Raw genomic sequence first — 13,914 nt, forward strand, 5'->3', positions numbered from 1 at the left:
TATCCTACTCATGGCCTTTCGCCTTGATTTTCATTATGCACAATGCTATAATTGCCTTGCTTTTTAATACGAACTGAGGAAAGGATGCCGCTATGAACCCAATATCCATGATTACTTTGCTGATTGTAGACGATGAGGCGGAGATCCGTTCCGGTCTTAGGTCCATTATCCCCTGGGAAGATTATTCGATCACGCTGATCGGGACAGCTGCCAATGGTGCAGAGGCCCTGGATAAAATCCGCTATTATGAACCGGATATTGTAATAACTGATATTCAAATGCCAGGAATGAGCGGACTCGAGCTGGTACGGCGCGCAAAAGAGGAACAGTTTGACTGTTCTTTTGTTATATTAAGCGGTTATGATGAATTTGAATATGCGAGAAATGCGATTCGGTATGGGGTAAAGGAATATTTACTGAAACCCATTTCCATCAGGGATTTAACCGAACTAATCCAGAATTTAAAGGAAGAAATCTTAAGTAAACGGGACTATCACAGTGATCAGCTTTCCACACTGAGAAAACTGCGCAAAGCACAGGTTTCCCTGCGAAAACAAAACTTAATCCCCCAGCTTCTACGGGGAGAGCTTTCCGCCATGGAACTGAATAAGGTAATTGAGGAATATGGTCTTTCTATACGGGATAAGGAAAGCTGCGCCGTTTTAATCCAGGCATATTCCACGTATCAGTATGCAGAAGAAACGGCTGAACTGGCTAATACACTTGTCCCTTTAATGGAAGCTCTGGAAGAAGAATTAAGCGGGTTACCGGCACTGATCTCTGATTATCCTCCTGCAGGCCTTTTATTAATTGTTAACCTTCCGTTCCTGTCAGATCATTGGGAGTCTCTTCATAAAATGCTGGAACATTATATTAACAGAATAAACATTGACGGGATGGTCTGCGTTACAGCTGCCATTGGCAAACCCGTTTCTTCTCTCTGCGGGATCTCTGCCTCTATCCAGGATGCGAGGCATATCATTACCTGGCATATTTATCCGGAAGCTGGCGCCGTTCTTGATCTTGCTGTTCTTGAATCGGGACAGCCCCCGGTCATCATGCCTGGAGACGATCTTTTGGATGCCGTTTTAAAGGATGACAGAGATAACATACAGGCCCGTTTTAAACTTTATTTAGAGAAACTGACCACTCCTGTTCTTCCTCCGCCATCTTATCTTTACAGTATGTGCAATTATCTAATCATTACATTGCAAAGCCAGTTGTCCCGGTATCTTGACGGACCGCCGAAAAGCTATACCGGCAATTCCTTTGCGGCGTTGCAGAGTTTAAATTCTTTGGAGGATATTGAGATCTTTATGGTAAAGGTTCTCTCCGGATTTGCAGAGGAGCTGACCGTAAGCCAGGCTGCAAAGAACGATCCATTGATTCAGAAAGCCCTTGACTATATTAATAAGAATCTCTTAAAAAATCCCAGGACCGAAGATGTGTGCAATTATCTGGGACTGAGCAAAAGCTATTTCAGCACTTATTTTAAAAATAAAACACAGCTGAATTTTCGGGATTATACTCTGGATTTAAAAATCAACTATGCACAGGAACAGCTGAAATTTCAGGAACACACATCGGGAGAAGTCTCCCTGCTCCTTGGCTATGAAGATTACCGCTCCTTCAGCCGTGCCTTTAAGGCAAGAACCGGGCTTACACCTTCGGAATATCAAAAACAGTTTGCTGCCGGAGAAAGGAGCAGTTAATGATTAAATGGTTTGCCAATTTAAAATTCCGTTACCAGCTGGTGACCGGAATGATTTTTATTACATCGGCTGCTCTTTTTCTCATTGGACAGGTGTCTTATTTCTATTTTTACGAACGAAACACCAATGAAGTTTTAAGAAGGGCCAGAAGCTCCGTAGAAATGGCTGGAGAATCCCTTTCCTACCAGTTTAATTCTCTCTCGGCTGCTACCAATCATCTTCTGGTAAAGGAACCTTTCCCTCAGATGATCGCCGATATTAATAACTATAATTTTACTGGTTATGCCAGATATTTCACCACTGCCACTGCTGTTACAGATTCATTTCTGCAAAATCATGATCTTGTAACCAATGTACTGGTCTGCGGTGATGATCAAATACTGTTCAGCCCCACCTCCCTGGGTATCAGCAGTCATTTTGACAAGCTACTTCCAGAGAATATCTGGCAATATCCCCACATTACTGTCCTGCCCACCAGGTTCAGCAACATGTTTGGCAGAAAGGGAGTGATTCCGGTCTCCTATCCTGTCTCCAGTATTCTGTCGTCCAAGCATCTGGCTTATCAGGATATAACCAACTGCAGAAAAGTCCGGTTCATTCTTCTGGTTGACACGGAGCAGATCCGGGATTATTTTAACCGGATGTCCAACCGCTACACTTACTGTATGTATCTTGCAGATGAGAACGGACAGCCTCTGGATATTACGGAAAAAGAGTATCCCGATGCATTTCTGCCCCAAATCTGTAAGTGGGTCGCAGATGGTTCACCCGGACAGGAAGGGACGGTAAAAGCAGAGAACGAAGATCTGTTTCTAACCATGAACAAGATTAAATTTTGTAATTTAAATGTAGTTCACATGACAAAAAAATCGGCTCTTACAGGGGATATTAAAGAGATTCGTTCCTTTTTTATCCTTGTATGGATTGCCTGTTTTCTTGCGGCTGTTTTACTCAGCCTGGCTCTGTCCGGCCTTCTTACCAGAAATTTACGGGTGCTGGGAACAATTATTCGAAGCATTAACGACAAAACCTATACCAAACGAAAAGAATTTAATCATACAGACGAAATCAGCCTTTTGGGAGTCCAGTTAAACCAGATGTACGATACCATACAGCTGCAGCTTTTGCAGATTAAGGATGAGGAACAAAAAAAGGCAATGGCGGAAATACAGATGATGTCGGAGCAGATTAATCCTCATTTTCTTTACAATACCCTGGAATGTATTCATTTTCAGATATTAAATGGTCATTCGAAAACTGCAGAAGGAATGCTTGAAAGTCTGGGGAAATATTTACGGACCACTCTGAGTTTTGGAAAGACGATGATTTCAGTGGAAAAAGAAGTGGAACACGTCACTTCCTATATGGAAATCATGAACCGTCATTCTTCAAACGGGATTCAGATGGAAACACAAATTGATCCATTATTAAAAGACTGCCAAATCATGAAAATACTGCTTCAGCCCCTGGCGGAAAACTGCATACGCCACGGTTTCGACGGCTTCATAAGCGGACTTGAACCAGTTCCTCCCCGGATTGATATCCTGATATCACCAGCAGATCACAACAAAATCAGGATTGAAGTAACGGACAATGGCAGGGGAATTGATATAGAAGTGGCAAATGCCTGCATTACGGAGAATTCTTCAGAGTCACAGAAACATTTTGGATTATCCAATATACAAAAGAGACTGAAAGCGTGCTATGGGGATTCTTTTCGCATCACATTTCAAAGCATTCCTTATTTAAAAAACAGCGTTATTATTGAACTTCCCAGAGATATTTAAAAACCGGATCAGCGTGGTATTCCATGCTGATCCGGTTTTTTTACCAGTACGCCACGTATCTGGCAATTTTATTGTATTATATTACTATATCAATTAATTAAAATATTATATGTTTTATTATATTATAAAAATACATTTCTACATATATATCTTTATAATAGTTGACAACATTAATTATTACTTTTATAATCAATTTAACAATACTTCTAATTAAACATCCAGTTACTTCAAGGAGAGCCATTATGCCAAAACCAAAAAAAGTTTTAACTGACCGGGAAATGGATATATTAAATATACTTTGGTCATCAGAAAAACCCTTAATTGCATCTGAAATTGCAAGCAGCGATCCTTCTTTAACTATTAATACGATTCAGGTTGTTTTAAGGAATCTATTAAAAAAGAAACTGATTGAAGTAGCTGATATTGTGTATAGCGGTACTGTTCTATGCCGCAGTTACCGTCCCACAGCAGAATCTAAAGATTTTACACTGCAGAAATTCATTACAGAATTTAAAAATATGAAGAGCATTACTACCCCCAGACTGGTTGCATCACTTTTAGAGCATGAAAAGAATGAGGAAGCTGTTATCGCTGAACTTGAGAAATTATTAGAAGAAAGAAAACGTAATCTTAACAGGGAGGAGTAATATGGAATTCTCTATCCTTTCTCTTTTGACAATGACATTTTTCAGCAGTATCCTAATTGTCATAATTTATTTTGTCCTGAGAGATAATCGTATAATAGAACGGATTGGCATGGCTGCACTGACTCTGAGCATCGGTGCAACCATATTAAGATTATTTATTCCATTTGAACTGACCACATCAAGAAGCATGCCAATAGGAAAAATACTTCCTGCATTGATACATTTCCTTGAAATTCCGGTCATTCGATCAGGCGGTTTCTCCATAAGTCTGTTAGACGCCCTCTATGTAATTTGGATAACCGGCATCATCATACAGCTGGTAAAAACAATATTTATATACGCTCGTTTCACAAAGACAATAACAAATAGCCGTTCTGTTATAGATGAAGAAGTAAAAGAAGCTTTATATAAAATAAGTAAATATTATAATAAGCCTTCTTCAATACAAATTATACAAACTGATTTAGTATCTACGCCAATGGTATTTGGATTTTTCCGTCCCAGGATTATTCTGCCTGAGATTAAGCTTACAACCGATGAGTGGTACTGCATTTTAAAGCATGAAGTATCTCATTATATTTGTGGTGATTTATGGGTGAGGTTCCTGGTGGAATTTTTATGCTCCATCTATTGGTGGAACCCTTTTGTCTATTTGTTTAGAAATCAGATATCCAAAGCACAGGAAATACATATTGATCTTTTCGTTACTAAATCCATGAATGAGGCAGAACAAATAAAATATCTGGAATGTCTGATAAAAATAGCTAAGATTCCTGTCAGCAAGAAACTGAATAAATGGATTTTGTCTTTCAACGGAGACAGTGGAAATCTGTTATCCCAGCGTTTTAACATTATTTTAAATCGCCCTCTTTCATCGAATGAAACAAGGAGGAAGAAATTTTCAGCCTTATTATTACCGGTTTTAGTCCTGTTAGCCTTATCTTTCAGTATCGTTTTTGAACCCTATTCAATCAAACCACAGGATGCGGCTGATACAGTTGAATTGACAAATCAGAATACTTACTTAATACAAAATCCGGAAAGTGGCTACGATGTTTATTTAAATGGCCAGTTTTATGGACATATAAATGAAATCAAAGACTCATTTTCTGGTTTAGAAATTTATAAAAATATTACGGAGGTGTCCCAGATTGAAAAAAACAGGTAAAAAATTATTAGCTGCTATTGTAGTGAGTTTAAACCTTGCAGCGCTTGGTTCAGAGGTTGTATATGCAGAACCTTCTACCCAGCAGCCGGCTGTTCCACCAGTGTTAAGTACATATGATACCCAGTCTTACAGTCCATTATCAGATATCATTGGCTGGAGATACAAATCAGTAGATGGCCATGTATACCGGCGTCAATACAATTATTCCAAGGAAAAATGGATCGGTGATTGGGAAGCCTGCTAATGCTCAAAAAGCATCAAGAAACAGTCTTGATGCTTTTTCCTTTTATAAAAACCTTATCTGATCAGCTAATATCCGATTCATTCTTTTCATTAAGCAGCTTCTTTCTCTCTGCCAATAACAGTTCCAGTTCTTCTATCACTTCCTGCTCGTTTTTTTCATGTTTCAGTAAAGTAGCAACTAAATTAGGAATGGAAACCTTATCATTTTCCTGAAATTGCCCGATAAACCGCTGCACTGCCATCTCGTTTTTAGATAAAGCCGGCTTGTAACTGCGGGTTAAGACGGTACCGCTATAAACGATATCATCCACTTCAATGTATTTTTTATCCAACAGTTTTCGGATAACAGCCTGTACTGTGTTAATATTCAATGTTTCGTCGATTTTAGTAATCTCTGACGCAACCAATGGTCTGCTGCTTTCCCAAAGTATTGTCATTACATCCAATTCTCTCTTTGTTAATGATAGCTCCGTCTTTCTTCTGGGCATTTTAATTTATTACCTCCTGTTTGAAAAACCATATATATTTTAAAGATATACTTTTTTTTTTACTTTGTCAATATTCCTGCACTTATTCTTACTTTATCACTTGACAAATAATTTGTTTTTATGTTTTAATGGTATTGTAAAATAAATAATGAATCATTTTTTATTTTACAATAAAGCAAAGAAGGGGGGGGGGATTCCTTTGTTTGTTTAAAGTTTTACACAAAGATACCAATCGTTTAACACAAATTATTTGGAGGGTGAACAATGAAAACAGCTAAAAAAGGTAAAATACTGGTGGCATTGACATGTGCATTCCTGATGACGGCATCAGGATCTGCATTAGCAGCGAATCATGGCTTTACGTTTAAGTTTACTGATCTAACTAACAAGACTACATCCAGCTATGCAAAGAGTGATAATTCTCAAGTCTGGTATCTCTCATTGGATAATAGCGGATCTAACAACATGTCTTCTGCCAATATCTTTGGCTGCAAAATGAATCGTACAAGCAATAACAACGTAGATATATACCATACGTTTTCTAATTACGTAAGTGGTTATGGAATTAGTTACCAAAGTAAGGTATATAAAAACGATAATATGTACATGGGAGCAAAGAAAGATAGTGCCAGTACAAGTACTACGGCATTAACAATTTCCGGTAGATTTGCGCCGTAATACATACGAAATAGAATATCTGCAGGGAAAACCAGTGCTTTCAATATTTCAAGAAGCCGCCTACCATTGGGTGGCTTCTTGGTAGTGACGATTATGTAAGATAAGAGAGGTTAATTATGAAGAAAAAATTAAATACAATGGCAATATTATCGCTATTATTGCTTGTGACTGGCTGTTCACCAGTAACAAAACTGGCAGAAGAAAGCAATCAGCCATCCGATACCGTATCTGAGGATATCCAGAACAATAACACCGGTGGTATAAAACATATCAGCAAAAAATTATCCGATAATTTTTATATAGATGCAGATATTGAGGAGCCTGCAGCTAAAGAATATGGGATTTATTCTGTGAAAAATAAAGTATTTGATAAAGCTGCCTTAGACCTGTTTTTATTAAAAGATGATAACGACCGTACATTTACGGAGAATCCCAACAGGCCTCAGACGTTAATTGTAGATACCGGAAGAGGCAGCAGCCTTCTGATGGGGGACGGCAGTGTTAATTATCTGAAAAATAATGTAAGGGATTCAGAAATCCAATCATTGATTGAGAGTTATCTCCTAACCGGTGAAGTTAGCGAAGATACGAAAGAATTGGATTTCCAAAGCAAAGACGATGCAATTGCTTTGGGCATAAATAAGATCAAAGAGGTAGTGGATTGTCAGGCTGAGGCGGTAAGAGCCGTCGCAATCAGTCATGATCGCTTAGAACAGCTCCAGGACAGTTTATCTAAAAACGATATCTATCAGGCAGAGTTAAAGAACGGATCCTCGAATAAAATAGAGGAATTATCAGCTGCAGATGATTTGTACTACATCCAATATGCAATAAAGGTGGACGATTTGCCTCTGTATAATGCGATTCTGGAACCAGGCATATCCATGAATATTGATGCATTCTGGGACAATAAAGTTAATATCACAATTATGGCAGACCGTGATGGAATCCGCTATTTTAACTTCAACAACGTCTTTGACAGTTTTGATAAAATCAAGGAGAAAAAAGCAATTATTACCGCCGAAGAAGCATTACAAAAGGTGGAAGAAAAATATAATAATATGATTCTGACGGACAAAACTACCATATCAAAAATATGGCTGGAGTATATTCCCGTACCGGTAAGCTGGAAAGATCCGTCTGTTATTGAACTGAGACCATACTGGTGCATTCAGCTGGATATTACAGACAAAGACGGGCAGATAAGCAATGCGGAAAGAATAAACGCAGTAACAGGGGGAAATCTTGCCAATGGAGAATAAGCATAAATTATTCAGCATGGTTAGCCGGGGAATTGTAACTGCAATAAAAGAAGGGTTTTTACCGGCTGCAGCAGGGGTTGTTTTATGCATTTTTCTGGATACCTGGAATCAGCTTCCATTTCTCTGGAATGGTCGTGCTGACGTAAATTATTATTGGTTTAATTCCTTTTCATTTGGTGGGTTTTATAGCGTTTATATCATTCCCATGCTGGCTTGTATTCCTTATGCAGCCAGTTTTTGCGAGGAATACCGTTCTAACATGATAACCATTCTGGTGTCTAAAATAAATATTAAAACGTACTGTATGTCAAAAGTCATTACAACAGCAGTATCCGGCGGGCTATCATTAGCAGCCGGCGGAACTTTTTTTATTTTCCTTGCGTCAAGGTTCACAGTCCTGATAAACCAACAGACGTTGATAGAATTTCAGGGATTGCCATATTATGCCCTGATGAAGAACGGAAATGGTATTACATTTTTTGTAGTTGCTGTCTTTCTTCTATTCCTTTCCGGCGTATTGTGGTCAAGTGTTGCACTATTGGTATCGTCATATGTTTGTAACCGCTATATGATTTTTGTAACTCCGTTTATTTCATCATTTTTTCTGACGAGACTAAATGTGATTTTAAATGTACCTGCTATTTTTCGTTTAGATCTGCTGCTTCGCGCAAGAAGCAGCTTTGGAACAGATATGGAGACAATTTTTATTACGACTCTTATGGTCCTTGTCCTTGTTATTGCTTCTGGATTTTTATTCTGCAAAAGAGCAAAGAGGTTGATTAAAAATGAACAATTTATCTAAAGGATTTCGAATATTTTGGATACAGCTAAAACGGGAAGGGCTTCAAATGAGAGTTTTAAGTTTATTTATTATTATTGGGATTTTTATTTACTCTTACCTGGAGCCTGTAACAGTTTTTTCAAATACAGTAAATATAGGTATTGCGCCCTGGGCATTTTCTCATTTAACCAATGATTATATATGCCAGATTGTATTCATGAGTGGTGCTGTATATTTATTTTGTACAGCACCTTTTCAAGGTGAAAATTATTTCTATACCATATATCGTTCCGGCAGGATGTGGTGGCAGCTGGGTAATATTTTTTATATTATTTTTATGTCTTTTGCTTATGTTGGATTTATTCTGTTTACAAGTATGGTAAGCCTGCTTCCACACATCTGTTTTTCCAATGACTGGGGGAAAATATGGGGCACTCTGGCACAGACAAATGCAGCTGCGCAGTTTCAGATACCTTTTATCGTTGATCGTTATATTATAGGTGTCTTTTCTCCGGCGGAAGCAACCACCATAAGTTTTCTTCTGGAATTTGCCTGTGTGATATGGCTCGGATTAATTATTTATATTTTTAATTACATTACTCATAAACCTGTGGGTGTAATAATTGGAGCATTTTTTGTTCTTTTGGATGTAGTAATATCAAATTCATTTTCAGCTAAAACCTTTCTGATCTCTCCTGTAACACTGACTCAATTAAAAGCTCTATCCGGAGTTAATGTCCAATACGGTCTCACACTACGTTATGCTGCATTGTTTTTTGGTATATCACTAATTTGTCTGATTGGCATCTGCCTGACGCTTGGAACAGGAAAACGAAAGGTAGGGAGGAAGGGTAAAATCTATGGATAGATTTATACAAGTTATTGATGTCTGTAAGACACTGGAAGGTCAGGAAATATTAAAAAATATTAATCTGGAATTTGATTCTTCTAAAATACATGGAATTATTGGCAGAAATGGTTCCGGAAAAACTGTATTGATAAAATGCATCTGCGGATTCATGCCAGTTTCTTCAGGATCCATATTCGTAGATGAAAAGCGGATCGGTTACGATACCGAGTTCATTGAAAATACTGGATTCATAATTGAAAATCCAGGCTTTCTAAACAGATATTCCGGATTAAAGAACTTAAAATACCTGGCTTCTATCCGTAAGATTGCAGATGTTGACCGGCTACGTGAATGCATGAATATGGTTGGACTGGATCCGGATTCTAAAAAAACAGTTGGAAAATACTCACTGGGAATGCGTCAGCGACTTGGTATCGCCCAGGCGTTAATGGAATATCCGGATATTATTATATTAGACGAACCAATGAACGGACTGGATAATTCCGGAGTCATGGAAATACGGAAAATTCTTCTTCAGTTAAAGGCTGAAGGCAAACTTATCATTATAATCAGCCATAATCGGGAAGATATCAATTCATTATGTGATAAGGTATATGAGATGGATAAGGGCGAAATTAAGCAGGTCCTGTAATAATTAGTTTATTTTAGATAATCGTCAGCAGTCTTTCTTGTATAAGCGCTCAATAAGACCGGTACCCGCAGATACCGGTCTTATTTTATTTATGACCAATCAGATTTAAGTCGAGCTGGTTAAATTTCTCACAGACCGGTTCTTATAACCAAGCACCGAAGATAAGGCTCCCAGGAGACCTGTGCATAAAAACATAACTGCCATTCCACTTCCAGCACCTTTTCCAACGATATTTTGTAAGAAAACTGCTGCGGTGTAATCAGAGGCCATAAATGGCTCAAATACATAATCCGCCAGATATCCCCCAAGAAGCAGGCCGATGGGTACTGTGGAATATTGAATTCCATTTCGGATTGCAAAGATTCTTCCCTGAATGTTTTCTGGAACAGTGCGGTACAGCAGTGCGTTTTGACCTGCCATGATAAATGGTATAGGTAAGCTTGCAAAGATTCCGGCTGCAGACCACGCAAAAACATTCCTCCCTGCTCCCATGGTGAAATCTCCAAGTAAAAATGAAATTCCTGCTGAAAGATAAATCATCTTATAGGGGCTTTTTGTTTTTTTACCGGAAGCAACGATAATGCCTCCAATAATCCCTCCTGCTCCCATCATACTGTTTACCAGTCCAAAGACTCCTGCATTTCCTCCGCTTCTTGCCAAAATCATAGGATTAAGAATATTCTCATAGGTCAGTCTGGAGAAAAAGTTAATCAATGCAAGGCTGAGCATCAGATATAAAATACCTGGCTCTTTCTTTAAGAATTCTATATGCTCCCGATTTTTCCGTCCTGCATGTGTATGATGAGCTTTCGATCTTCCGGGGTTCTCCCTTGGCTTAACCAAAAACAGTGTAATCATACAAAACGTAAAGGTCAACAGATCAAGGGCAAGTACCAGCCGGACTCCAAAAAAGCCAACAAGTGTACCGGAAAGAACAGGTGCGGTAACCATGATTAAATTAGAAGAAAATGAATTCAGACCGCTTGCCTTTTCATAATTCCCATCTGTAATCAACTGCCCGGTGACAACAGCTGCAGCCGGTGACTGAAATGCATTCATAAACCCGATTACTGCATTTACAACATAAATCTGCGTCAATGCCAGGCTGCCCCGAAACAAACTAAAAAGTATACTGATTGTACAAACAGCTGCTATAGTATCAGAAATAATTAAAATTTTTTTCTTCGATGACCGATCAATAAATGCCCCCCAAAATATACTGACTAATATGTAAGGCAGATAATTACAGAAAGACATAAACGATACTGCCATTGCTGAATTGGTCTGTTGATAAGACCAGAAGGTCAGAGCCAGGGACGTCATAGAACTGCCCAGTTGGGATACTGCCTGCCCCAGCCAAAATATTTTATAATCTGTATTTATTTTTGATTTCATTGTATTCTCTCCTTATAAGTAAATTCCCTATAAGTACAAAATCCAATGAGGACGAGTTAATGATTAAATGTTATTCCTCTGTACAAGTCTCGTCCATTCATCAGACCTTGTACAGAGAAAAGTGCTCAAATCAATTGATTGATTTCCCATCATTTTTAGTTCCTCACTTTCCTGTTTTCAGAAACTGGTACATTGCTTATTGTAACATATGTTTTAATGCATGTGAAGCATTAAACGATCCGAATACACTGCTGAGAATTGAAGAAGCAGATTCCACGATCCAGACAGATTTACCCTGGCACAATTTATATTTGCTATTTTATACATACATGGTATCTTTATAACACCTTCTGACAGCAGTAGACGCCCCCACCCTTACTAATCAAAAGGGCGGGGGCGTTCTTTAGAAATATTTAAAATCAGATTACTCTTACAAGTGTCATATACGTGCTTGCGCCGCCCAGAAGCGTCGCCGCTCCCAGCAGGCCAAATAATTGCAGTGATAGCGTATCTCCAGCAGTCAGCGGTACAATAAATGTTGATTCCAGACTACTGGCAGCAACCGTCGGTGTAATAACAGAAGCTGCAATTGGTGCACCGTTCTGCGTGATCCGTGAGGATACCAGTAATGCCGCCGTTGTAGCAACAGCATAACTAATAAGATATTCTCCTGTGGCTGGTACCGTAAAAACAGTATTGGTTCCATCAACGGTAAACGTATTTAAGTTTTGGTTATCCGGAAGTGGTACATTGGTGCCGCCTAATACAACTGCTATTACTGTTGAAGTTGTATTAGCTGCCGACATACTGTCGCTAGTTACGGAAGTTCCTGTTGGGCCGGTTGGGCCAGTGGCTCCTGCAAGACCAGCGATTCCTGACGGACCCGTAGGACCGGTATCACCTGTTGGGCCAGTATCTCCGGTTGGGCCGATTGGGCCGGTTGGACCGGTATCTCCGGTTGGGCCAATCAGTCCTGCAATTCCTGTCGGACCCGTGGGACCAGTATCTCCAGTTGGTCCTATCAGTCCTGCAATTCCTGTCGGACCCGTGGGACCGGTATCTCCCGTTGGGCCGATTGGACCGGTATCTCCTGTCGGGCCGGTTGGGCCAGTATCTCCGGTTGGACCCGTGGGACCGGTATCTCCCGTTGGGCCGATTGGACCGGTATCTCCTGTCGGGCCGGTTGGGCCAGTATCTCCAGTTGGGCCGATTGGACCGGTATCTCCCGTTGGACCGGTTGGACCGGTATCTCCTGTCGGGCCGATTGGACCGGTATCTCCTGTCGGGCCGATTGGACCAGTATCTCCTGTCGGGCCGGTTGGACCGGTATCTCCTGTCGGGCCGATTGGACCAGTATCTCCCGTTGGGCCGATTGGACCAGTATCTCCTGTCGGGCCGGTTGGACCGGTATCTCCTGTCGGACCGATTGGACCGGTATCTCCAGTTGGGCCGATTGGACCGGTATCTCCTGTCGGACCGATTGGACCGGTATCTCCCGTTGGGCCGATTGGACCGGTATCTCCCGTTGGGCCGATTGGACCGGTATCTCCTGTCGGACCAGTAGCTCCGGTTGGACCGGTTAATCCTGCTGCTCCTGTTGGGCCGGTAGCTCCTGTCGGACCGGTATCTCCCGTTGGACCGGTTAATCCTGCCGCTCCTGTCGGGCCTGTCGGGCCAGTAGCTCCTGTTGGGCCAGTTGGACCAATATCATCTTGAACTATAACCAATGTTCCCTTTAATGGAACGATTAGAGAAAAGAATACAGTCGCTGTACTGATATTTACAAGAGATACCGTAACTGGAGCTGCAATTACATCAACAATTCCAATTCCATAAACTTCTCCTGTATTTATTGGTGAATTACCTTCCAGAAAATCTCCTTGTGAAGACGATAATGCAAAGGATGTCCCATTTGTCGATTGAGAAGATTGTGTTGCTAGCCACCAGTCGAGCACGTATCTGCCAGCCTCATTAAATGTAATTACCCCTGTAGCTGGATTGTAAGATATGGTTCCGGATGAATAGACTATAGTGTCAAAAAGGACATTGGCACCTGCAGCTACCGTTGTAGCTGTATTTAGTTCTATTTGCAAAGCATTATTAGCCATAAAAAAATCCTCCCATTTCTATATTGCAAGGCGCATCAGTCTGATAACGCCTATTAGTAATATATGTTGTGACAAGAATTTTCGATACTGAAGTTTTTCTTAGCTAATTACTGCAAAATATACTTTTGTAATTGTTTTAAAAT

At 40.0% G+C, this 13,914-nt stretch carries 13 protein-coding genes; 10 read left to right on the forward strand and 3 right to left on the reverse strand.

From position 1 onward, the window contains the following. Positions 1-92: 92 nt before the first annotated feature. The 5 genes from BXY41_RS10490 (at position 93) to BXY41_RS10510 (ending at position 5,558) form a co-directional block, all read left to right on the forward strand. A complete protein-coding gene (locus tag BXY41_RS10490) occupies positions 93-1,712 on the forward strand; it encodes a response regulator transcription factor (RefSeq protein WP_104436797.1) in 1,620 nt (539 codons plus the stop codon). Then, the gene (locus tag BXY41_RS10495) at positions 1,712-3,499 is read left to right on the forward strand and encodes a sensor histidine kinase (protein WP_104436798.1); all 1,788 of its coding nucleotides are present in this window, start codon (positions 1,712-1,714) and stop codon (positions 3,497-3,499) included. The genes BXY41_RS10490 and BXY41_RS10495 overlap by 1 nt, the downstream gene beginning before the upstream one ends. Positions 3,500-3,741: 242 nt before the next feature. Then, the gene (locus BXY41_RS10500) at positions 3,742-4,146 is read left to right on the forward strand and encodes a BlaI/MecI/CopY family transcriptional regulator (protein WP_104436799.1); all 405 of its coding nucleotides are present in this window, start codon (positions 3,742-3,744) and stop codon (positions 4,144-4,146) included. A 1-nt stretch (position 4,147) separates the two neighbouring features. Further along, positions 4,148-5,314, forward strand: a complete 1,167-nt coding sequence (locus tag BXY41_RS10505) for a M56 family metallopeptidase (RefSeq protein WP_104436800.1) — start codon at positions 4,148-4,150, stop codon at positions 5,312-5,314. Then, positions 5,298-5,558, forward strand: coding sequence for a hypothetical protein (locus BXY41_RS10510; RefSeq protein WP_104436801.1), 261 nt, complete (start codon positions 5,298-5,300; stop codon positions 5,556-5,558). Before BXY41_RS10505 ends, BXY41_RS10510 begins: the two co-directional genes overlap by 17 nt. A gap of 61 nt (positions 5,559-5,619) precedes the next feature. On the opposite strand, the gene BXY41_RS10515 is transcribed toward BXY41_RS10510, so the two are convergent. Beyond that, the gene (locus BXY41_RS10515; RefSeq protein WP_104436802.1) at positions 5,620-6,045 is read right to left on the reverse strand and encodes a BlaI/MecI/CopY family transcriptional regulator; all 426 of its coding nucleotides are present in this window, start codon (positions 6,043-6,045) and stop codon (positions 5,620-5,622) included. Between the two features lie 264 nt (positions 6,046-6,309). Here BXY41_RS10515 and BXY41_RS10520 point away from each other — a divergent pair, with 264 nt between their 5' ends. The 5 genes from BXY41_RS10520 to BXY41_RS10540 all read left to right on the forward strand — a co-directional run bounded on the left by BXY41_RS10520 (position 6,310) and on the right by BXY41_RS10540 (position 10,268). After that, positions 6,310-6,723: a hypothetical protein gene (locus BXY41_RS10520; protein ID WP_104436803.1), complete on the forward strand. Its 414-nt coding sequence runs from the start codon at positions 6,310-6,312 to the stop codon at positions 6,721-6,723. Between the two features lie 116 nt (positions 6,724-6,839). Then, positions 6,840-7,985 carry a hypothetical protein gene (locus BXY41_RS10525; RefSeq protein ID WP_104436804.1) on the forward strand — a complete coding sequence of 382 codons (1,146 nt, stop codon included), beginning with the start codon at positions 6,840-6,842 and terminating at the stop codon, positions 7,983-7,985. Beyond that, a complete protein-coding gene (locus BXY41_RS10530; RefSeq protein WP_104436805.1) occupies positions 7,975-8,787 on the forward strand; it encodes a hypothetical protein in 813 nt (270 codons plus the stop codon). Before BXY41_RS10525 ends, BXY41_RS10530 begins: the two co-directional genes overlap by 11 nt. Positions 8,788-8,833: 46 nt before the next feature. Next, the gene (locus BXY41_RS10535) at positions 8,834-9,634 is read left to right on the forward strand and encodes a hypothetical protein (RefSeq protein ID WP_146088570.1); all 801 of its coding nucleotides are present in this window, start codon (positions 8,834-8,836) and stop codon (positions 9,632-9,634) included. Beyond that, positions 9,627-10,268 carry an ABC transporter ATP-binding protein gene (locus BXY41_RS10540; protein ID WP_104436807.1) on the forward strand — a complete coding sequence of 214 codons (642 nt, stop codon included), beginning with the start codon at positions 9,627-9,629 and terminating at the stop codon, positions 10,266-10,268. Before BXY41_RS10535 ends, BXY41_RS10540 begins: the two co-directional genes overlap by 8 nt. Positions 10,269-10,373: 105 nt before the next feature. On the opposite strand, the gene BXY41_RS10545 is transcribed toward BXY41_RS10540, so the two are convergent. Both BXY41_RS10545 and BXY41_RS27480 read right to left on the reverse strand, forming a co-directional pair. Next, complete coding sequence (locus BXY41_RS10545; protein ID WP_104436808.1) at positions 10,374-11,663, reverse strand: MFS transporter; 1,290 nt, start codon at positions 11,661-11,663, stop codon at positions 10,374-10,376. Positions 11,664-12,082: 419 nt separating this feature from the next. Further along, on the reverse strand, positions 12,083-13,771 hold the full coding sequence (locus tag BXY41_RS27480) for a BclA C-terminal domain-containing protein (RefSeq protein WP_104436810.1): 1,689 nt from the start codon (positions 13,769-13,771) through the stop codon (positions 12,083-12,085). Between the last annotated feature and the right edge of the window lie 143 nt (positions 13,772-13,914).

Source organism: Lacrimispora xylanisolvens, assembly GCF_002934545.1.
Classification (GTDB): Bacteria; Bacillota; Clostridia; order Lachnospirales; family Lachnospiraceae; genus Lacrimispora; species Lacrimispora xylanisolvens.

Bases quoted from the DNA above. Each gene is read 5' to 3' on its own strand.
- BXY41_RS10520 (WP_104436803.1), top strand. From the start codon at position 6,310: ATGAAAACAGCTAAAAAAGGTAAAATACTGGTGGCATTGACATGTGCA.
- BXY41_RS10525 (WP_104436804.1), top strand. From the start codon at position 6,840: ATGAAGAAAAAATTAAATACAATGGCAATATTATCGCTATTATTGCTT.
- BXY41_RS10545 (WP_104436808.1), bottom strand. From the start codon at position 11,663: ATGAAATCAAAAATAAATACAGATTATAAAATATTTTGGCTGGGGCAG.
- BXY41_RS10490 (WP_104436797.1), top strand. From the start codon at position 93: ATGAACCCAATATCCATGATTACTTTGCTGATTGTAGACGATGAGGCG.
- BXY41_RS10515 (WP_104436802.1), bottom strand. From the start codon at position 6,045: ATGCCCAGAAGAAAGACGGAGCTATCATTAACAAAGAGAGAATTGGAT.
- BXY41_RS10530 (WP_104436805.1), top strand. From the start codon at position 7,975: ATGGAGAATAAGCATAAATTATTCAGCATGGTTAGCCGGGGAATTGTA.
- BXY41_RS10505 (WP_104436800.1), top strand. From the start codon at position 4,148: ATGGAATTCTCTATCCTTTCTCTTTTGACAATGACATTTTTCAGCAGT.
- BXY41_RS10500 (WP_104436799.1), top strand. From the start codon at position 3,742: ATGCCAAAACCAAAAAAAGTTTTAACTGACCGGGAAATGGATATATTA.
- BXY41_RS10495 (WP_104436798.1), top strand. From the start codon at position 1,712: ATGATTAAATGGTTTGCCAATTTAAAATTCCGTTACCAGCTGGTGACC.
- BXY41_RS10540 (WP_104436807.1), top strand. From the start codon at position 9,627: ATGGATAGATTTATACAAGTTATTGATGTCTGTAAGACACTGGAAGGT.
- BXY41_RS10535 (WP_146088570.1), top strand. From the start codon at position 8,834: ATGAGAGTTTTAAGTTTATTTATTATTATTGGGATTTTTATTTACTCT.
- BXY41_RS27480 (WP_104436810.1), bottom strand. From the start codon at position 13,771: ATGGCTAATAATGCTTTGCAAATAGAACTAAATACAGCTACAACGGTA.